General features: G+C 52.7%; 20 protein-coding genes. 10 read left to right on the top strand and 10 right to left on the bottom strand.

Annotated elements, in window-relative coordinates:
* Positions 1–6: 6 nt before the first annotated feature.
* Together ACIDE9_RS00825 and ACIDE9_RS00820 are read left to right on the top strand one after the other, a co-directional pair.
* Entirely contained in the window at positions 7–1,443 is a 1,437-nt protein-coding gene (locus ACIDE9_RS00825) for a sensor histidine kinase (RefSeq protein WP_411992006.1), read from the top strand.
* Entirely contained in the window at positions 1,397–2,194 is a 798-nt protein-coding gene (locus tag ACIDE9_RS00820; RefSeq protein ID WP_411992005.1) for a ferritin-like domain-containing protein, read from the top strand. Before ACIDE9_RS00825 ends, ACIDE9_RS00820 begins: the two co-directional genes overlap by 47 nt.
* A gap of 7 nt (positions 2,195–2,201) precedes the next feature.
* On the opposite strand, the gene infA is transcribed toward ACIDE9_RS00820, so the two are convergent.
* From infA to serB, 3 genes are all read right to left on the bottom strand, one after another.
* Positions 2,202–2,438, bottom strand: a complete 237-nt coding sequence (gene infA / locus ACIDE9_RS00815) for a translation initiation factor IF-1 (RefSeq protein ID WP_019881670.1) — start codon at positions 2,436–2,438, stop codon at positions 2,202–2,204.
* Between the two features lie 80 nt (positions 2,439–2,518).
* Positions 2,519–2,725: a cold-shock protein gene (locus tag ACIDE9_RS00810; RefSeq protein ID WP_019881669.1), complete on the bottom strand. Its 207-nt coding sequence runs from the start codon at positions 2,723–2,725 to the stop codon at positions 2,519–2,521.
* Positions 2,726–2,971: 246 nt separating this feature from the next.
* Positions 2,972–3,811 (bottom strand): phosphoserine phosphatase SerB, encoded by an 840-nt coding sequence (gene serB, locus ACIDE9_RS00805; protein ID WP_411992004.1) that lies wholly within the window; start codon positions 3,809–3,811, stop codon positions 2,972–2,974.
* Between the two features lie 150 nt (positions 3,812–3,961).
* Between serB and ACIDE9_RS00800 the strand changes: the two genes are divergently transcribed.
* The 8 genes from ACIDE9_RS00800 (at position 3,962) to ACIDE9_RS00765 (ending at position 11,013) form a co-directional block, all read left to right on the top strand.
* Positions 3,962–4,732, top strand: a complete 771-nt coding sequence (locus tag ACIDE9_RS00800; RefSeq protein ID WP_194753068.1) for an elongation factor-1 alpha — start codon at positions 3,962–3,964, stop codon at positions 4,730–4,732.
* Between the two features lie 116 nt (positions 4,733–4,848).
* Positions 4,849–6,018 (top strand): ADP-forming succinate--CoA ligase subunit beta, encoded by a 1,170-nt coding sequence (gene sucC / locus ACIDE9_RS00795; RefSeq protein WP_194740723.1) that lies wholly within the window; start codon positions 4,849–4,851, stop codon positions 6,016–6,018.
* Positions 6,019–6,020: 2 nt separating this feature from the next.
* Complete coding sequence (sucD, locus tag ACIDE9_RS00790; RefSeq protein WP_194740722.1) at positions 6,021–6,902, top strand: succinate--CoA ligase subunit alpha; 882 nt, start codon at positions 6,021–6,023, stop codon at positions 6,900–6,902.
* 59 nt (positions 6,903–6,961) lie between these two features.
* Positions 6,962–7,930 carry an ankyrin repeat domain-containing protein gene (locus ACIDE9_RS00785; RefSeq protein ID WP_194753851.1) on the top strand — a complete coding sequence of 323 codons (969 nt, stop codon included), beginning with the start codon at positions 6,962–6,964 and terminating at the stop codon, positions 7,928–7,930.
* Between the two features lie 30 nt (positions 7,931–7,960).
* Positions 7,961–9,562, top strand: a complete 1,602-nt coding sequence (locus ACIDE9_RS00780) for an NAD+ synthase (RefSeq protein ID WP_411992001.1) — start codon at positions 7,961–7,963, stop codon at positions 9,560–9,562.
* 88 nt (positions 9,563–9,650) lie between these two features.
* The gene (locus ACIDE9_RS00775; RefSeq protein WP_029148398.1) at positions 9,651–9,989 is read left to right on the top strand and encodes a P-II family nitrogen regulator; all 339 of its coding nucleotides are present in this window, start codon (positions 9,651–9,653) and stop codon (positions 9,987–9,989) included.
* A gap of 66 nt (positions 9,990–10,055) precedes the next feature.
* Positions 10,056–10,400, top strand: coding sequence for a DMT family protein (locus tag ACIDE9_RS00770; RefSeq protein ID WP_411991999.1), 345 nt, complete (start codon positions 10,056–10,058; stop codon positions 10,398–10,400).
* Between the two features lie 118 nt (positions 10,401–10,518).
* Positions 10,519–11,013, top strand: a complete 495-nt coding sequence (locus tag ACIDE9_RS00765) for an FxDxF family PEP-CTERM protein (RefSeq protein WP_411991998.1) — start codon at positions 10,519–10,521, stop codon at positions 11,011–11,013.
* 66 nt (positions 11,014–11,079) lie between these two features.
* On the opposite strand, the gene kdsB is transcribed toward ACIDE9_RS00765, so the two are convergent.
* From kdsB to ACIDE9_RS00730, 7 genes are all read right to left on the bottom strand, one after another.
* Complete coding sequence (gene kdsB, locus ACIDE9_RS00760) at positions 11,080–11,820, bottom strand: 3-deoxy-manno-octulosonate cytidylyltransferase (RefSeq protein WP_411991997.1); 741 nt, start codon at positions 11,818–11,820, stop codon at positions 11,080–11,082.
* Positions 11,821–11,822: 2 nt separating this feature from the next.
* Positions 11,823–12,005: a Trm112 family protein gene (locus ACIDE9_RS00755; RefSeq protein WP_047514384.1), complete on the bottom strand. Its 183-nt coding sequence runs from the start codon at positions 12,003–12,005 to the stop codon at positions 11,823–11,825.
* Positions 12,002–13,060, bottom strand: a complete 1,059-nt coding sequence (gene lpxK, locus ACIDE9_RS00750) for a tetraacyldisaccharide 4'-kinase (RefSeq protein ID WP_411991996.1) — start codon at positions 13,058–13,060, stop codon at positions 12,002–12,004. Before lpxK ends, ACIDE9_RS00755 begins: the two co-directional genes overlap by 4 nt.
* The gene (gene msbA, locus ACIDE9_RS00745; RefSeq protein ID WP_411991994.1) at positions 13,060–14,814 is read right to left on the bottom strand and encodes a lipid A export permease/ATP-binding protein MsbA; all 1,755 of its coding nucleotides are present in this window, start codon (positions 14,812–14,814) and stop codon (positions 13,060–13,062) included. Before msbA ends, lpxK begins: the two co-directional genes overlap by 1 nt.
* An 84-nt stretch (positions 14,815–14,898) precedes the next feature.
* On the bottom strand, positions 14,899–15,327 hold the full coding sequence (locus tag ACIDE9_RS00740) for an ExbD/TolR family protein (RefSeq protein WP_194753060.1): 429 nt from the start codon (positions 15,325–15,327) through the stop codon (positions 14,899–14,901).
* A gap of 41 nt (positions 15,328–15,368) precedes the next feature.
* Positions 15,369–15,974, bottom strand: coding sequence for a MotA/TolQ/ExbB proton channel family protein (locus tag ACIDE9_RS00735; RefSeq protein WP_194753059.1), 606 nt, complete (start codon positions 15,972–15,974; stop codon positions 15,369–15,371).
* A 100-nt stretch (positions 15,975–16,074) separates the two neighbouring features.
* Entirely contained in the window at positions 16,075–18,495 is a 2,421-nt protein-coding gene (locus ACIDE9_RS00730; RefSeq protein ID WP_411991991.1) for a DNA internalization-related competence protein ComEC/Rec2, read from the bottom strand.
* Between the last annotated feature and the right edge of the window lie 6 nt (positions 18,496–18,501).

Below are 18,501 nucleotides of genomic sequence, written 5' to 3'. Positions count from 1 at the left end.
GAAGACATGGGACCACGTTCACTCAAAAACCAGTTGCGCTTGTGGCTATTGTTGCCCATGTTGCTGGTGCTCGGGGTGTCTGCCGCCCTCTCCTACTCACGCGCCTTGCATTATGCGACACAGGCCTATGACCAGTCTTTGTTGCGTACTGTGCTCGCGCTGGCCGATGAAGTGATTATCGACGCCAACAACGAAGTCAAAATCGAAATCCCCGAAGTGGCCAGCCACTTGCTGAGCTATAACGAAGGTGACCACATTTATATACGCATCAGCGGGCCGCAAGGCAAACTGGTATTTGGCGAAGCCAACCTGCCACTCCCCAGCAAACCACCCGCGGGCAACCAGCAGATTTATTACAACAGCCTCTACAAAGGCGAAGCGATTCGCGCCGTGACGTTTGGCCTGCCAGAAAGCAAGGCCATCAACGCCCGCAATATCCTGATTACCATGGCAGAAACCACCGGCAAACGTGATGCCATGGTGGCTGAAATGGTGGAAGAAATGTTACTACCACAAGTGCTGATGATGCTCTTGGCAGCCATTGTGATTGAGTTAGGCATACACTTTGCACTTAAACCCTTGCAAGACCTCAGGGAGTCGTTGCACCAGCGCTCGCACCGCGACCTCAGCCCGCTGGACACCAGCTCTTCACCATTAGAACTGCATCCGCTGTTACACGCCATGAATGCGCTGCTGTCACGGGTAAAAGCGGGTTTACAGCAACAACAGCAATTTATTGCCGATGCCTCACACCAGCTACGCACGCCGATTGCAGGCCTGCAAACCCAGGCTGAACTGGCGCTCAGAAGCCATCCACCAGAAGCGGTGCAAGAACCATTGAATTACATGCTGCGTAGCACAACACGTCTATCCCACCTGATTCAACGCCTGTTGAGCATGGCCAGAACCGATGCCGCCAGCAGCCAACTGGTGTTCCAGCCAGTCTCGCTGACCAGTATTATTTCTGAGGAGTGCGCGCGCTGGATAGGCCCGGCGTCTGATAAGCAGTTGGAACTGGAAGTGCTGATTGAAACGCATCAGGACAAAGTATTGGGCGACGCTTTAATGCTCTCTGAAATGCTCAATAACCTGCTGGAAAATGCCATTCAATATACGCCCGAACAAGGCCTGATTGTGATCCGCCTATGGCAAAGTGAGCAATCCCTGATGCTACAGGTGTCGGACAGCGGCGTCGGCATTCCTGACGACCAGACAGCGCTGATTTTTGAGCGTTTCCATCGGCTGGACCCCAACCAGGGCAATGGTTGTGGCCTGGGCTTGGCCATCGTCGCCGAAATTGCAGAACACCACAATGCCAGCATCACCGTCACCGCAGGGCTGTCTCACCCAATCACGCATCACATCGGCAGCCAATTCACGGTAAAATTCCAACGCTATGACATCCTGCCTGAGAACCCTCGCCCTGCAAGCACTGACGCTTAGTGATCCGCAACAAAAATGCCAGCAAGTCACTTTGCTGTGGGAAACTAATCTCGACTACAACGCCCACCTCACACTTACCGCACCAGTACAATCCATTCCAGGTAGGCCGGAAAAGCCCAGCCTGGTGCCGCCCAAGCTGGTACAGCGCCGTGCCATGAATACGGCCGAAGGCCGTGCTGCGCTCATTCATGCGTTGGCGCACATTGAGTTCAATGCCATCAACCTGGCACTGGATGCCGTCTGGCGGTTTGCCGATATGCCGCAAGACTATTACCGTGACTGGCTGCAAGTAGCCAAAGAAGAGGCCTATCACTTCTCACTACTACGCGCACACTTGCAAACGCTGGGGTTTGATTATGGTGACTTTGACGGCCATAACAGCCTGTGGGAGATGGTTGAAAAAACCCAATCTGATGTGTTGGCACGTATGGCGCTGGTGCCGCGCACCATGGAAGCCCGCGGCCTGGACGCCACGCCGCCGCTCAAACAGAAACTGTCGCAGGCTGGTGACCATGCTGCTGCTGCCATCCTGGACATTATCCTGCGTGACGAAATCGGCCATGTGGCCATTGGCAACCGCTGGTTCCAGTATTTATGCGATCAACGCGGGCTCGACATTGTCGCCACGTTTGAGGCGTTACGCCAGCAATACCAGGCGCCAAAATTAAGGCCCCCATTCAATATGGAGGCCCGCAAACAGGCTGGCTTTAGCGAGATTGAACTGGCCTACTTAAATGCAGAGACCCACTAAATGTTTTTTATGAAGGCTTGCGTGGCGGTAGATGGCGGAAAGTAATGCGGCCTTTACCCATATCATAGGGTGACATTTCAATGGTGATTTTGTCGCCGGCCAAAATACGTATTTTATGTTTGCGCATTTTGCCGCCAGTGTAAGCAATCAACTGATGGCCGTTATCCAGCGTCACGCGATAACGCGCATCTGGCAATATTTCCGTCACTGCGCCCTGCATTTCAATCAATTCTTCTTTAGCCATGAGGTATCCTTAAAATAAAAAACAAAAAAGCCCGTACAAACGGGCTTTATCCGGGGGTGAATTCACCCAAACGCACGTGCTTAAGCAATCACTTGAATGGCTGACGCTTGCTTACCCTTAGGGCCTGTTGTTTCTTCATAAGAAACACGCTGATTTTCTGCCAGGCTTTTAAAACCAGCAGATTGAATCGCTGAGAAATGCGCAAATAAGTCATCGCCACCTTGATCTGGCGTAATGAAACCAAACCCTTTTGCATCGTTAAACCACTTCACAATACCTGTTGCCATAATAATTCCTTAAAAAATGAATGGGTTTCCCCTATTAAAGGCGAGGGTCAAGTAGCGGGATTAACGATAGAACCGAAAGATAACACCAGAGAAAACAACAATGCTTGAACTTCGCGTGGGCACACTATGCACTTTAATCGCCACAATAGCAAACGATATCTCACAAAAAATATAAATAAATCAATTATTTATTTAAAAAACACCAACCCAGAAAACTGCCTGTCATTGCTCGACTAAGCGCAGCGACTAGATAGTCAACAGATTGGCGACGCCATCCAGGCCCACCACATTCAGTGCATACATGGCTTGCTGCTGCACCACCGGTTTGGCGTGATAAGCCACACCGACCGCAGCCACGGCCATCATGGTCAGGTCGTTGGCACCATCACCAATGGCGATGGTTTGAGTGACATCCAGTCCGAGTGTTTCACGCAGTTTCAACAACTCATCGGCCTTGCGCTGCGCATCTACAATGTCGCCCAGCACCTGGCCGGTCAATTTGCCATCGACAATTTCCAACGTATTGGACACGGCATAATCCAACCCCAGCGTATCTTTGACATAGTTGGCAAAAAAGGTGAAACCACCAGACACCACCATGGTTTTAATGCCATGTTGCTTGCAGGTATTAATCCAGTCTTGCGCGCCAGGGTTAAAGGTTAAGCGCTCTTCAATCACACGCTGCAGGGCAGATTCAGGCAACCCTTTGAGCAAGGCCACACGCTTGCGCAGACTGGCAGCAAAATCCAGCTCACCGCGCATGGCAGCCTCAGTGATCTCGGCCACTTGCGGTTTAAGGTTCATCATGTCAGCGATTTCATCAATGCATTCAATGGCAATCAGGGTGGAATCCATGTCCATCACGCATAAGCCGATATGCTGCAACCGATGGCTATCCTGCACCAGTGCACAATCCATCTGCTGGCTGGCGCAAAAGGCTTTCACATCCTGATATTCACCGTCAGCCACCGGCAGGTAATAAGCATGCTGAGCCACTTGCATGAATTGTGTATGCCCGCCCACCAGGCCATGAATATGAGACAAATGTGCCATGGTGATGGCAGGACCTTGAACCACTAAACGCATGATAAAAATCGCTAATTGAACAAAAGCGCGATTATACCAGTTGCCTCCCCAATCACTGAGAACAGCTTGTTTTTAAGGAGTATTTCTGTTTTTGGAATGCCACAAGCGATGGTATGCTTGCAAGCAAACTAAAAACCCCCGGGAAATTGAATGAAACAAGACGCACAAACACTACCATGGTTGAACCTGCCCAACCTGCCATTGCCGCTGAAAGCGCTATTTATCGGCTATCTGCTGGTGATTGGTGTCGGCCTGTGCATGGCCGGCCTGCAAATCATGCTCACACACGGCATGGCCGACGGCAAGTTTGGCCTCTCCGTCAACGATATTGTCTACAGTTATTATGGCGACCGCAGCGGCACCAAGCTGGCGAGCAAATTAAACGGCTCCATGTCTGACAAGGCACCGCTGGAAGTACGCCAGGACATCATCAAATGGGCACAGCAAGGCGCACCGCAAGACCAGTGGGAGTCACATTACAAACAAATTTTTGCCCAGCACTGTGTGATGTGCCACAGCAATATTCCGGGGATTCCGAACTTCACCAAATATGAGGAAGTGAAAGCCCGTGCAGAAGTGAATGAAGGTGCCACCATTAGCGGCCTGACCCGCGTGTCGCACATCCACTTGTTTGGCATCAGCTTTATTTTCTTTTTCATTGGCCTGATTTTCAGTTTTGCCGTCAATGTGCCAAAAACCGCGAAAATCATTGCCATTGCTTTCCCGTTTGCGTTTTTGATTGTGGACGTCATGTCCTGGTGGCTGACCAAACTGTCACCGCACTTTGCCTGGCTCACCATCATCGGTGGCGTTGGTTACAGTCTCGCCTCCAGTTACATGTGGGTGATCAGCATGTACCAGATGCTGATTCTCCCACGCAATGGCAAAGTCTATGGCAACGCCTGGGCGCAAGACCTGTAAAGGCTGCGTTAGCACAGATAAAACCGCACTTGTGTGCGGTTTTTTTGTTTGTAGTCTAGCCTTACCGGGGTATTTGCGCGAAAATAGATGCTTAATCATAAAAATCTCTTATTTTCATGAATCTGCACGAATATCAAGCCAAACAGCTACTGCAAAAGTACGGTTTGGCTACCCCGTCTGGCCTAGTTGTCCAATCTGAAGAAGCTGCCGCTGCTGCCACGAAAGAATTAGGTGGCGAGGCCTGGGTCGTTAAGGCGCAAGTCCACGCGGGTGGCCGCGGCAAAGCTGGCGGCGTCAAAGTGGTAAAGTCTGCGCTGGAAGCGCAAACAGTCGCGGGCAGCCTGCTGGGTAAGCACCTGGTCACTTACCAGAACGCGCCAGATGGTCAACCAGTACACCAAGTGCTGGTGGAACAAACCTTGCCGATTGCACGTGAGTTGTACTTGTCTATGCTGGTTGACCGCACGCTGGAACGCGTGGTCATGGTCGCCTCAAGTGCGGGCGGCATGGATATTGAAGAAATCGCCGCCACACAGCCGGAAAAAATTCTGCAGGAAGTCTGTGACCCGCTGAATGGCCTGGTGGACTACCAGGCGCGCAACCTGGCCTTTGGCCTGGGCTTGAGTGGCGACCAGATCAGTGCCTTTACCAAACTGTCCAAGGGCTTGTACAAACTATTTAAAGACAACGATTTGGCGCTGCTGGAAATCAACCCGCTGATCGTCACTGCGGATGGCAAACTGGTTGCGCTGGATTGCAAAATGACGGTGGATGACAACGCCTTATACCGCCAGAAACCATTTGCCGAAATGCGCGACTGGTCTCAAGACGACGCCAAAGAAGCCGAGGCCCATCATAGCGGCCTCAACTATATTGCCCTGAATGGCAATATCGGCTGCATGGTGAACGGCGCAGGCCTGGCCATGGCGACCATGGACTTAATTAAGCTACACGGCGGCATGCCTGCCAACTTCCTCGATGTAGGCGGTGGCGCCACGGCTGAAACGGTGACCAAGGCATTCAAAATCATTCTGGCAGACCAGAATGTTAAAGCCATTTTAGTGAATATCTTTGGCGGCATCATGCGCTGTGACATTATTGCCACCGGCATTATCACCGCCGTGCGCGAAGTTGGCATGACCATTCCTGTCGTGGTGCGCCTCGAAGGCACTAACGTAGAGCTAGGCAAACAGATGCTGCGTGACAGCGGCTTGAATATTATTTCCGCCGAAGGGTTGACTGATGCCGCCCAGCAAGCGGTCAAAGCAGTGAGCAAAGGTGTGTAGTCATGGCAATTTTAGTGGATAAAAATACCAAAGTATTGTGCCAGGGCTTCACCGGTAAACAAGGCACGTTTCACTCTGAACAGGCTCTGGCCTACGGCACCAAAATGGTGGGTGGCGTAACACCGGGCAAAGGTGGCCAGCAACATCTGGATTTACCCGTGTTTAACACCATGCGTGAAGCGGTGAAAGAAACACAGGCCAATGCCAGTGTAATTTATGTGCCGCCGCCATTTGCCGCAGACTCCATTCTGGAAGCTGCCGATGCAGGCATCGAATTAATTGTCTGTATCACCGAAGGCATTCCCGTGCTTGACATGCTCAATGTCAAAGCCGCATTGCGCGCCAATGGCACCAAACTAATTGGCCCTAACTGCCCGGGTGTCATCACCCCCGGTGAGTGCAAAATCGGCATTATGCCAGGCAGCATCCACCAACGCGGCAAAGTCGGCGTGGTGTCACGCTCAGGCACGCTCACCTACGAGGCCGTGCATCAAACGACTGCGCTGGGTTTGGGTCAAACCACCTGCGTTGGCATTGGTGGCGACCCGATCAAAGGCTTGAACTTTATTGAGTGCCTGGAACTCTTTCAGAAAGACCCTGAAACGGAAGCCATTATCATGGTTGGCGAAATCGGCGGTAGCGATGAAGAAGCTGCGGCTGACTTTATCAAGCATCATGTCACCAAACCTGTGGCTGCGTATATCGCAGGCCTGACGGCACCTAAAGGTAAACGCATGGGCCATGCCGGTGCGATTATTTCGGGTGGCTCAGGCAAAGCAGAAGACAAGATTGCTGCGCTGGAAGCGGCTGGCTGTGTAGTTGCTGCCTCCCCTGCTGGCCTGGGTGAAGCGGTACTCGAAGCCATCAAGCGCGCGACAAAATAAATAAAGGAAACGGCATGAAGCATCGTCCTCAGACAACCCATCGGCTTGGCGCCCTCTGCATGAGCGCCTGCCTGTTGCTGGGGCTATCCCTACCTGCACAGGCTGCAAAAAAAGCGCCGCCCGTTGATGAAACCAGCATAGAGCCAAGTGCCAATATTTCTTACCTGTTGATCGCCTCTTCCAAAGGCGATCTGGCCACGGTGAAAGCGTTACTCAAAAGTGGCGCCAACCCCAATGTGACCGACAGCGAAAAAATCACGCCCATCATGTATGCCGCGCGCAAAAACCAGGCAGCGGTGATTACTGAGTTACTGGCCAACGGCGCAGATATCAATGCCAAAGACCAGGGTGGCTGGACCGCGCTGATGTTCGCGGCCAAAAAGAACAATATTGACGCGGTGAAAGCCTTGCTGGAAAAAGGGGCTGACGTTAAAGTACGTGATCCGGCGGGCTGGAGCGCGCTCGGCCTGGCAGCCACGTCCGGCTATAGCGCAGTCGTGGGCCTCATTATTGAACGTGGCTTTGACGCCAATGTGCGTTCTTCAGATGGTAAAACCGTGCTCATGTATGCCGCAAAAAGTGGGGATGTGCCCACTATCACCTCCATTTTGAGTCATGGCGCAGATGCCAACCTCAAAGACAAACTCGGCACCACGGCATTAATGATTACGGCCAGGGAAGGTCATACACCGGCGGCCATTTACCTGCTGGAGCACGGCGCCAAAGTGGATGAAGAGGATGAACACGAATGGACAGCCCTGACATGGGCGGTCACCAAGAACCAGACCGAAGTTGCCAAAGCACTACTGGAGCGCAAGGCAGATGCTAACCACAAGGACAGCGAAGGTACACCATTGCTGCATTTAGCAGTCAGCAACAACTCTCCTGACATGGCGCGCTTGTTATTAGAACATGAAGCCAATGTCAAAACCCGCGACCAATATGGTCTCACCGCTTATGTCTACGCGCTGAAAGGCCAGAATCCTGCCATGGTCGAGCTGATTAAAGCAGCTGGCGGCAAGTACTGACCATAACAAGTACTCAACAAATAGGGCATCATGAAACTCGCAATTGCTCAAATGAACTGCATGGTTGGTGCCATGCAGCAAAATGCAGAACGCATCCTGGCGCTCGCTAATCAGGCCCATGAGGCAGGTGCAAGGCTGTTGCTGACACCGGAGCTGGCACTCTGCGGTTATCCGCCCGAAGACCTGCTATTCAGGCAAGACTTTTATGCCGCCAACCAGCGCGCCCTGCAATGGTTAGAGCAACAGTTGCCCGCCGATATGGCGGTGATTATCGGTCATCCGCATATGGTCGCAGGCAAGCGTTATAACGCGGCCTCGGTGATTCACTCTGGCAGAATTCAAGCCACTTACCACAAACACAACCTGCCTAACTATAGCGTCTTTGATGAAGAACGTTATTTTGAGGCAGGAGACTTGCCGGTTGTCTTTGAATGGCATGGTGTCCGCTACGGCATCTTAATCTGCGCCGATAGCTGGGAACCTGGCCCGGCCTTGCAAGCCTTGCAAGCGGATGCGCAAGTCCTGCTGACCATCAATGCCTCTCCCTACCATATGCACAAGCAGCAAACCCGTTACCAGGTCTTGCGTGAGCGTATTCGGGAGACGGGTCTGGCCATGGTCTATGCCAATATGGTGGGTGGCCAGGATGAACTGGTATTCGATGGCGCCTCGTTCAGTATGAATAGCCAGGGCGCACTGGTGCAAGAGCTGCCGATGCTTGAAGAGCGCCTGGGCTATCTCAATATAGACGGCATACAGCCGCAGCCAACCGACATTGCCCCGCCACTGGCGGTTGAAGCTGCCGTGTATAAAGCCTTGTTGCTGGGCCTGCAAGACTACGTCAATAAAAACAAATTTCCCAGCGTGGTGCTGGGCTTATCCGGTGGCATAGACTCGGCATTGACGCTGGCCATTGCGGTCGATGCGCTGGGCAAAGAGCGGGTGAAAGCGGTGATGATGCCGTCGGAGTTTACAGCGGGCATCAGTGTAGAAGACGCAGCTGAAATGGCACGCCTGGTCGACGTTGAGTACAGCGTGTTACCGATCAAGCCACTGTTTGAAGGCTTTTGCGACACGCTTGCTGAAGAATTCACAGGCACATCGTTTGATACCACCGAAGAAAACCTGCAAGCGCGTATTCGCGGCATGTTATTGATGGCCATCAGCAATAAATTCGGCAGCCTGGTACTGACCACGGGTAATAAATCTGAGACCGCTGTCGGGTACAGTACGCTATATGGCGACATGGCTGGCGGCTTTGCACTGATTAAAGATGTACCTAAAACGCTGGTCTACCGGCTGGCTGCCTATCGCAACCAGTTGGGCATAGTCATTCCGGAGCGGATTATTACACGGGCGCCAAGTGCAGAACTGCGTGCCAACCAGACCGACCAGGACAGCCTGCCACCTTATGAGGTGCTCGATGCAATCATGGAGGCTTATGTGGAAAAAGACTACAGCCTGGATGCCATCGTCAAGTTAGGCTATGCGCAGGCTGACGTACAGCGCGTCACACGCCTGATAGACCGCAACGAATACAAGCGCAGGCAGGCCGCCGTGGGTGTGCGCATTACCGAGCGCGGATTTGGCAAAGACCGCCGCTACCCGATTACCTGCAACCTGACTTTTTAACCCGGCTAACCAGTGCCTCGCAGTGATATTTGAATAAACAGCACTGGTTGCGTAGAATGCTAGACAAAGTTTTAACCACGGAGCGCGTATGAAAAAAGTAGAAGCCGTCATTAAACCCTTTAAACTGGATGAAGTGCGTGAAGCCCTGTCCGCCATTGGCGTCAATGGCCTGACCGTGACAGAGGTCAAAGGGTTTGGTCGTCAAAAAGGCCACACCGAGTTATATCGCGGTGCAGAATATGTGGTGGACTTCCTGCCCAAAATCAAAATTGAAGTGATCCTGGCCACAGACATGGTAGACAGTGCCATTGAAGCCATTATTAAAGCCGCACATACCGGCAAGATTGGCGATGGCAAGATTTTTGTCACCTCGGTCGAGCAAGTCATCCGCATCCGTACCGGCGAAACTGGCGAAGCAGCTATTTAATTCAAACCGTATCATCCCGGGTGGCGCATTAAACTGCGTGCCCGGTTTCTCTTAAATGGGTTTGGCATGTCTTTCACCCTGATTAAAACCATCTTGTTACTATCGGCAGCCAACCTGTTTATGTTGTTTGCCTGGTACGGCCATCTGCGTGACTTGCACCAGAAACCGCTCTGGATTGCCATTATTGCCAGCTGGGGCATCGCCCTGATTGAATATTGCTTTCAGGTGCCTGCCAACCGCATCGGCTTTACCCAGCTCAACCTGGCACAACTCAAAATCCTGCAAGAAGTCATCACTCTGGTCATCTTTGTGCCGTTTGCGGTGATGTATATGCAGCAGCCGCTGAAATGGGACTATCTGTGGGCAGGTCTGTGCATGATGGGTGCTGTTTACTTTATTTTCAGGGCCTGAGTAATCCTCCCCCGCTGAAGTTCCCCCACATGACCCTATCGGGCTATTTCGCCACTGACTTCCTTTTGACATAATCGCCCTCAGCAACAATTGAATAATATCAATCGGGGAAAAAATCATGTTGAAAAATATTTTAGTCGCAGCTTCACTGTTAGCCAGCACTTCTGTTTTTGCTACAACAACCACATTTAGCGGTACTGACCATCCAGGCGAAAGCTTGTCCCACACTGTTAAAATCAACATCTCCTATTTGGGCGGTAATTTTGATTTGACAGGTATTCTGGATCCAGAATTGAGATTATTGAGCGATACCAGAACTGGCTTGTATCAAGGCCTGACAGTCATCAGCGACGCAGATGACACTTTCACTTACGCACCTATCCTGACCCCATTGATTGATCTGGATGTCACCAGATACACATTCAGCGTGTCTAATCTGGCCGCAGGCAACTACACTTTGCAATTTAACCTGATTGCTGGTGGTAACTACGAAGGTAGCTACACCATCAGCCCAATCACAGTACCAGTGCCAGAGCCAGAAACTTACGGCATGATGTTTGCCGGTTTAGCTTTGATGGGTACGATTGCTGCACGCCGTCAGAGAAAAAACTAATTGACGCGTAACACTCAATAAAAAAGCCTGCAGATGCAGGCTTTTTTATTGTCTATGTTTCACACATCACGACACTACAAATACTTTCCGCACCAAATCTAAATCTTCAGGGGTGTCCACACCACTGGCAGGCGCATGTGCGGTCACCGTCACCGCGATCTGGTAACCATGATATAGCACGCGCAATTGTTCCAGGCTTTCTATCTTTTCCAATGCGGTCACAGGCAGGCTGGCATATTGCTTTAAAAAACCGACGCGGTAAGCATAGATTCCAATATGACGGTGGGCAGCAAGGCTTTGCCTATTCTCGGCGTCACGTGGAAAGGGGATCGCAGCACGGCTGAAATACAAGGCTTGCTGCTTGGCATTGAGAACCACTTTGACGACATTTGGATTGTCGATGACCTCCGCTTCATGAATCGGATGACAGGCAGTCGACATCACGGCTTGTGGGTCTGATGACAAAGTCGCGGCTACCTCGTTAATGAGTACCGGATCAATCAGTGGCTCATCGCCCTGTACATTCACCACAATCATCTCATCCGGCCAGCCCATTTTTGCCACCACTTCAGCAATACGGTCAGTGCCAGAGACATGGTCAACCCGCGTCATCACAACCGCCACACCATGTGCATCAGCAGCTTGCAGGATATCGTCATGGTCTGTCGCAATCACCACCTCATTAGCCAGGCTTTTGGCTGCCTGTTCGGCCACGCGGACGACCATAGGCTTGCCGGCAATATCGACCAGTGGTTTGCCCGGCAACCGTGTGCTGGCAAAGCGGGCGGGAACAACAACCTTAAACATCGTTATTCACTGTACTCGTGCTCGTCCAGACGACGTGCTTCGTCTTCCAGCATGACGGGGATACCATCTCGCACCGGATACGCCAGGCGTGCATTTTTTGAGACCAGCTCCTGCTTTTGCTTATCGTAGACCAAAGGCCCTTTGGTCACTGGACAAACCAGGATTTCCAGTAATTTGGGATTCATTTTTGACTTCCTTTATATGGTGGCATGGCTGCTTTTGCATGCTTGTGTTTCAACAGACCAATGACAGATGCTGCCAGTGATTGATCATGGCCGACAGGGCTTAGTTCAGCCGACACGGGTAAAAACCAAGCATTCTCTAACTGCAAATGCTGACATTTTACGGCATCTTTCTCGGTCATCAGTATGGTTTTTCCGCGCAACGCTATAAAGTCGGCCTGAGTATAAGCATAATGATCTGCCAGCGGACGTTGTTCACAGTCCAGGCCCATGGTCGCCAGCAGGTCAAAAAAGCGCTGCGGATGGCCGATACCCGCCACCGCCACCAGAGGCTGCTCAACGGACTGCACACGTAGCCACTCAGTGCTGGTTTCGCTGGAACAGTCGGTAACCGACGTCCATGTCCCCGTGCGTAAGCGTAACTGGTAAGTGTTCACATGCATGGGCGTTGCGGGCAATTGCCCTGTTTCAACCACCAGGTCGACCAAGCGTAAACGATTCAAGGGCTCACGCAAAGGACCGGCGGGTAATAAGCGCCCATTGCCTATGCCTAATGGCCGCTGCACCACTGCAATTTCAATATCGCGCTGCAAAGCATAGTGCTGCAAGCCATCATCACAGATCAACACATTCACCTCAGGATGCGCCTTGAGCAATGCCAGGCCGCCCGCTGCCCGTGCAGGGTCTACCCATACCGGACATCCCGTACGGCGGGCAATCAATACCGGCTCATCGCCACACAGTGCAGGTGCGCTCTCAGGCGTGACTTCACCGCGATGCTGACCACCGTAGCCACGACTCAAGATGCCCGGCATATATCCTGCCGCCCGTAATTGTTGCGCCAGGTAGATGACCAGCGGCGTTTTACCAACACCGCCGACAGAGATATTGCCCACAATGATGACTGGCACAGGCAAGGCTTGGCTGGAGAATAGGCCGACCTGGTAGCCATAACGCCTGCCCGCTGCCAGTAGCGCAAATACCCACGACAACGGCAACAGCAAGCATTGCGCCCAGCCGTTTGTTTGCCATTGCCGCTCAAACCAGGTGCGTAACATCAGTCGTCTTGAAACTGCTTGTGATAAAGCCTGCTGTAATAGCCGTTCTGTGCCAGCAAGGTTTGGTGTGAGCCAGTTTCTATAATATTGCCGTGGTCCATGACGAAAATTCTGTCGGCGTTTTCAATGGTACTCAGTCTGTGTGCGATCACAATCGTCGTGCGGTCGCGCATCAGGCGGTCCAGTGCCATTTGCACATGCAATTCAGACTCACTATCCAGCGCCGAAGTCGCTTCATCGAGCAACAAGACAGGCGCGTTTTTCAAAATTGCGCGCGCAATGGCCAGGCGCTGACGCTGGCCACCGGACAAGCGTACGCCGCGGTCGCCGATCTCGCTTTGCAAGCCCTGTGGCATTTGCTGGATAAACTCCCAGGCATTGGCTGCTTTCGCGGCTTCAATCACTTCCTGCTCGCTAGCATCGCGCAACGCGCCGTAGGCAATGTTATTAAAGATGGTATCGTTAAATAACACAATATCCTGGCTGACCAGCGAAAACTGCGCGCGCAAATTGTCGAGTTGGTAATCTCGCACATCGTGACCGTCCAGCAACACGCAACCCTGTTGCGACTCATAAAAGCGCGGCAGTAAATTCACCAGTGTGGTTTTGCCGCTGCCTGAACGCCCAACCAGCGCGACTTTTTCACCCGCTGCAATCTCAAAACTCAAGGCAGACAAAGCATCCTTCTTGGCTTGCGGGTAGCGCACGGTGACCTGGTCAAAACGCAATGCGCCCAGGGCTCGACCGACTTGATAATTGCCTTGATCGACTTCGTTTTCAATATCCAGCACATCAAATACACTTTGCGCCGCCGCCAGGCCGATCTGTAAATCTTCATTGGCAGCAGTGATATGTTTAATCGGTGCAATCAGCATCATTAACGCACCCACAAATGCTGCAAACTCGCCGACGGTAAACTGCGCCAGTGCATAAAAAACCACCAGGCCCAAAGCCACAGCAGACAGGATTTCAATGACGAAACTATTGAGGCCGGAAATTCTGGCAGTACGTAATTCCAGTTGGCGATTGCGGCTCACCACTTCGCCAAAGCGGTCATTCTCGAACGCCTGCGCGCCAAAAATCTTGACGATACGCTGCGCCGCAATCGCCTCTTCTGCGGTTTTGGTGATCTCGCCAACGGCCTGTTGCACTTTTTTAGCATTGGCCCGTAACTTGGGCGTGGTGCGTGCTAGGTACAAGCCCATCAAAGGGGCAACCAAGGCAAAAATCAGCGTCAAACGCCAATCCAGATAGAGCATGTATCCAATCAGGCCAATCACCGTCAACACATCGCGCAACACGTTGAGTGCAGAACGCGTGACCACAGTAGACAAGCGCTCAATGTCATAGGTCATTTTGGAGACCAGCAAGCCGTTGGAATTGGCATCAAAAAAACTCACCGGCAACATCAGCAATTTGGCAAAAATCTGCTTGCGCAAGACTTCCACCACGCGCCTGGCCACCGTACGGAGACTGTACACAGAAAAGAAGCCGGCCACGGCCCTGATCGCCATCAGGCCAAATAACATCAAGGGTAATACATAGGCATCGTGATCCGTAGATTTGGCAAACCCTTCATCGGTAACTTTTTTAATCAAGGCCAAAAATAGCGTATTGCTGGAGGCGAGAATCGCGGTAGACACCATGGACAATGCAAAATGCATCTTGTAATGCCAGGCGTATGCAAACAAGCGCTTATAGAGCAACACAGGATTGGTGATAATCACCGATTCAGAAGAGGACTTACGCGCCATGCGGTTTTCTCGGGCAGACTAAAAACAAACAGCCCGCCAAGGTTGACGGGCTTGTTGATGGATCAGATGATGTTACCGGCAACATTAGCGGGAATTCACCTGCGTCGCAAACGTAATATGCGTGTAATTGGCCATCCGCGATGCTTCCATAATATTCACCACAGACTGGTGTGTGGCCTTGGCATCGGCGTTGATGATAATGGTTGGTTCCTTACCTGTCGGCCCTTCAGCACCGGCTTGCGTGAGCGCAGCAGCCAGGTCAGACACGACGACACCGTTGGCTTCTTTGCCATTCACCAGATAGCGGCCATTGGCATCCACTTCTACCGTGATCGTCAGCGGCTTTTCTTGCGGTGCATTGGCATCGGCAGTTGGCAAGTTAATTTGCAGTTCGCTGGTGCGAGAGAACGTCGCACTCACCATCAAAAAGATGATAATCACCAGTAGTACGTCGATCAGTGGAATGAAGTTGATTTCCAACTCTTCGTTGCGGACACCACGTTTGAAATTCATGAAATTGCCTTTGTTTTCAATACGGCTTAATGGCGGTTATCTTAGCCACGGTCACCGTGGATAATCTCTACCAACTTAATCGCTTGCTGTTCCATGTCGACCAGGAAGCCATCAATTTTGCCGCGGAAATAACGGTAAGCAATCATGGAAGGCACCGCCACCACGATACCAGCCGCCGTGTTATACAGCGCCACAGAAATACCGCGCGCAAACTGTGCCACGTCATGACCGCTGTTTGTAAATGAGCCGAACAACTCTACCATCCCGATCACCGTACCCAGCAAACCGAGCAAAGGCGCAACCGTGGCAATCGTACCCAGCGTGGGCAGGTATTGTTCCAGCTTGTGTGCCACAGCGCGGCCGGTTTCTTCAATCGCCTCTTTAGTCACTTCACGTGAGTTATTCATATTGGCCAGTGCGCTGGCAAATACTTTACCCAACAAGGAGTGCGCTTCCAGGCGGCTCAGTGTTTCGCGCGTGACGCCGCCCTGTTTTAACCAGTTTTGTACTTCTGGCAGTAATTGCTCAGGCGTAACGACCGAGGCTCTTAATGCCCAGAATCGCTCAACGATGATGGCGAAGGCAATCACAGAGGCAATAATCAGAGGCCAGATAGGCCAGCCGGCCGCTAAAATAATTTCCCACACAGCAAACACTCCAGTTGTTTTTAAACTTTCGCTACTTTAGCGTTAACCAGGCCTGAGGGCAAGTTTTGTCCGGTATCCATCAAGGTACAATTGCCATAAATTACAATTCCCAGTAATGCGGTTCTAGTGCCCGCCAGCGGCTGACTTGTGGACGCGAGCCCTGGGTAAAATCCAGCACAATGGCACCATCCCGGTCTGAGCGTAATGCCTGGCTACCCAATGCCTGATAACGCGCCATCACCTCGGGCTTGGGATGACCAAACCGGTTGCGGTAACCAACAGTGGCAATCGCTATCTCGGGGTTCACCTGGCGGATCAATGCCAGGCTGGATGAGGTTTTACTGCCATGGTGCGGCATGGTCATCACGGTAGAACGCAGATCGCCGCCAAAGCTAGACGCAAGTAGTGCCTGCTCGGCTGGATATTCAATATCACCGGTCAATAATACACTGCCATGCGCAGACACCACCTGGATCACACAGCTTTTATCATTGTCCTTCGTACCTGTCGGCAAACTTTCTGCAGGATAAACCACCCGAAACAACACCTGATCCCATTGCCACTGCTGCCCGGCATGGCAGGCAATACGCGGCAGGCTGGCGGCCTGAGGCAGCTGTTGCAACTGCGAAAAAAAAGCCGCGTCAGAAGTCAGTGAGCTTAAGATTCGGCTAGCAGGTACGCTGGCCAACACCGAGGCCATGCCGCCCACATGGTCATTATCATCATGCGAAATGACCGCGACACCCAGCTGCTTGATACCCAGATGACGCAAATAAGGCAAGACAATACGCTGGCCAGCATCACTTTGTTCGTGATATACCGGCCCGGCGTCATATAGCATGGCATGCTGCGCCGTTTGTACCAGCACACTCAAGCCTTGTCCGACATCCAGTACAGTGACACGCATTTGACCAGGTTGCAACGCTGGTGACAGGGGTTGCCACAGCGGCAACCATAATAACAACCCAGCCCAGCGCAAGGGCCAGCCCCGTGGCATCAGCCATACCAGCGTCCCCAACATGGCCATCAGCCATGCCCACATGGGTGGCGTCGCCACATACCCCACCGCCCAGGGCAATTGATGCAACCACGCCAAGGCGTGCGCACACACCTGCCACAATCCGGCAGCGATGTGTAATAAGCCATCCAAGGGCAACACCGCCCCGGCAATCGCCAGCGGCACCACGCCCACACTCACCATGGGAATTGCCAGGCCATTTGCCAGCGGCGAGACCAGCGAGAGTTGATTAAAAAACAGGATAAGTACCGGCACCAATGCCAGCGTCATAATCCATTGTGTTTGTAGTGCAGATTGCCACCAGCGTGACGGGCGCAAACGCCCGCCCATGGCGAACGCCAATACTGCCACCGCGCCAAAAGACAGCCAGAACCCGGGTGCCATGACCGCCCACGGATCCAGCAACAGCACGACCCACATGGCAACGCAAAGTATCCAGGAAAAAGGCAATCTATGCTTGAGGCTCAGTATCACCAGCACCGTGAGCAACATGTATAGCGTACGTTGGGTGGGAATAGAAAAGCCTGCCAAGGCCGAATAGGCAATCGCAACCAATGCGCCGCCCGCGCTCGCCGCCACTTTGGAGGGCAGATGCAAGGCCCAACGCGGGCGTAATCGCCAAAGCCAACCGATACACAAATAGCCCAATGAAGCCAGCATCGTAATGTGCAAGCCTGATATCGAGACCAGATGATTAATGCCGGTATCCACAAACAATTGCCAGTCCGTGCGCGTAATGTGGCTGTCATCGCCAATCACCAGCGCACGCAAGACAGCACTGGCGGGCGTCGCACCCAACACGCGCTCAATACGCTCCCCCACACTGGCGCGCCAGCGTGCAATCAACGCGGCAGGTTGCCAGACCAGGGGCTGCAATTGATGCATGTGGGCTTTGGTGTCAATGGACCCGCTGGCACCGATGTCATTCGACAGACACCAGGCAGCATAATCAAACCCATGCGGATTACGCGTGGCATGTGGCCGCTTGAGGCGGACACTGAATTGCCAGCGTTCACCTGCTTGCAAATACGGTAACGCCAGTGGTTTTGCAGCCTCGCCGCGATAAGTCTGCTGATAGAGATGCAAGCGTATGTTGGCAGGTAAGGGACAGGCCGGATTGAAGCTGCGTTCGACGGCGAGATCGACATGCTGACCGCGCGCATCACGCTCGGGCACACTGACAATGACACCCTGTACAGGTATCACCAACTGCTCGCAGGCCGCAGGCAACACCGATTGCAAACGCCACCAGGCACGCGCCTGCACGTAGGCAAATGCCAGGGCGGCAATCAGCAAGACCAGCCATAGTCTGCGCAGCAGGGGTTGAAAGGGGAAAGAAAAGGCAATACCCGGGACACGGCCTGGCATCAGGCCAAACAGCAATAGACGCAGCGTAACGAATGCCGCCAACCAGCCTGCCCATACCGCCAGCGACCACAGCCTAGGCTGTTGCTGAAATAGCCAAACTCCAAACAGTAATCCGACTGTGGCGCTTGGCAGCATGCGGTC

This window comes from Methylophilus sp. 'Pure River' (assembly GCF_046765995.1).
Lineage (GTDB): Bacteria > Pseudomonadota > Gammaproteobacteria > Burkholderiales > Methylophilaceae > Methylophilus.
This window is presented reverse-complemented; position numbering and strand designations above follow the sequence as displayed.

What these genes read in the sequence shown, in the direction of transcription:
- ACIDE9_RS00825 (WP_411992006.1), top strand. Translation starts at nt 7, where the DNA reads ATGGGACCACGTTCACTCAAAAACCAGTTGCGCTTGTGGCTATTGTTG.
- ACIDE9_RS00820 (WP_411992005.1), top strand. Translation starts at nt 1,397, where the DNA reads ATGACATCCTGCCTGAGAACCCTCGCCCTGCAAGCACTGACGCTTAGT.
- infA (WP_019881670.1), bottom strand. Translation starts at nt 2,438, where the DNA reads ATGGCTAAAGAAGAATTGATTGAAATGCAGGGCGCAGTGACGGAAATA.
- ACIDE9_RS00810 (WP_019881669.1), bottom strand. Translation starts at nt 2,725, where the DNA reads ATGGCAACAGGTATTGTGAAGTGGTTTAACGATGCAAAAGGGTTTGGT.
- serB (WP_411992004.1), bottom strand. Translation starts at nt 3,811, where the DNA reads ATGCGTTTAGTGGTTCAAGGTCCTGCCATCACCATGGCACATTTGTCT.
- ACIDE9_RS00800 (WP_194753068.1), top strand. Translation starts at nt 3,962, where the DNA reads ATGAAACAAGACGCACAAACACTACCATGGTTGAACCTGCCCAACCTG.
- sucC (WP_194740723.1), top strand. Translation starts at nt 4,849, where the DNA reads ATGAATCTGCACGAATATCAAGCCAAACAGCTACTGCAAAAGTACGGT.
- sucD (WP_194740722.1), top strand. Translation starts at nt 6,021, where the DNA reads ATGGCAATTTTAGTGGATAAAAATACCAAAGTATTGTGCCAGGGCTTC.
- ACIDE9_RS00785 (WP_194753851.1), top strand. Translation starts at nt 6,962, where the DNA reads ATGAGCGCCTGCCTGTTGCTGGGGCTATCCCTACCTGCACAGGCTGCA.
- ACIDE9_RS00780 (WP_411992001.1), top strand. Translation starts at nt 7,961, where the DNA reads ATGAAACTCGCAATTGCTCAAATGAACTGCATGGTTGGTGCCATGCAG.
- ACIDE9_RS00775 (WP_029148398.1), top strand. Translation starts at nt 9,651, where the DNA reads ATGAAAAAAGTAGAAGCCGTCATTAAACCCTTTAAACTGGATGAAGTG.
- ACIDE9_RS00770 (WP_411991999.1), top strand. Translation starts at nt 10,056, where the DNA reads ATGTCTTTCACCCTGATTAAAACCATCTTGTTACTATCGGCAGCCAAC.
- ACIDE9_RS00765 (WP_411991998.1), top strand. Translation starts at nt 10,519, where the DNA reads ATGTTGAAAAATATTTTAGTCGCAGCTTCACTGTTAGCCAGCACTTCT.
- kdsB (WP_411991997.1), bottom strand. Translation starts at nt 11,820, where the DNA reads ATGTTTAAGGTTGTTGTTCCCGCCCGCTTTGCCAGCACACGGTTGCCG.
- ACIDE9_RS00755 (WP_047514384.1), bottom strand. Translation starts at nt 12,005, where the DNA reads ATGAATCCCAAATTACTGGAAATCCTGGTTTGTCCAGTGACCAAAGGG.
- lpxK (WP_411991996.1), bottom strand. Translation starts at nt 13,060, where the DNA reads ATGTTACGCACCTGGTTTGAGCGGCAATGGCAAACAAACGGCTGGGCG.
- msbA (WP_411991994.1), bottom strand. Translation starts at nt 14,814, where the DNA reads ATGGCGCGTAAGTCCTCTTCTGAATCGGTGATTATCACCAATCCTGTG.
- ACIDE9_RS00740 (WP_194753060.1), bottom strand. Translation starts at nt 15,327, where the DNA reads ATGAATTTCAAACGTGGTGTCCGCAACGAAGAGTTGGAAATCAACTTC.
- ACIDE9_RS00730 (WP_411991991.1), bottom strand. Translation starts at nt 18,495, where the DNA reads ATGCTGCCAAGCGCCACAGTCGGATTACTGTTTGGAGTTTGGCTATTT.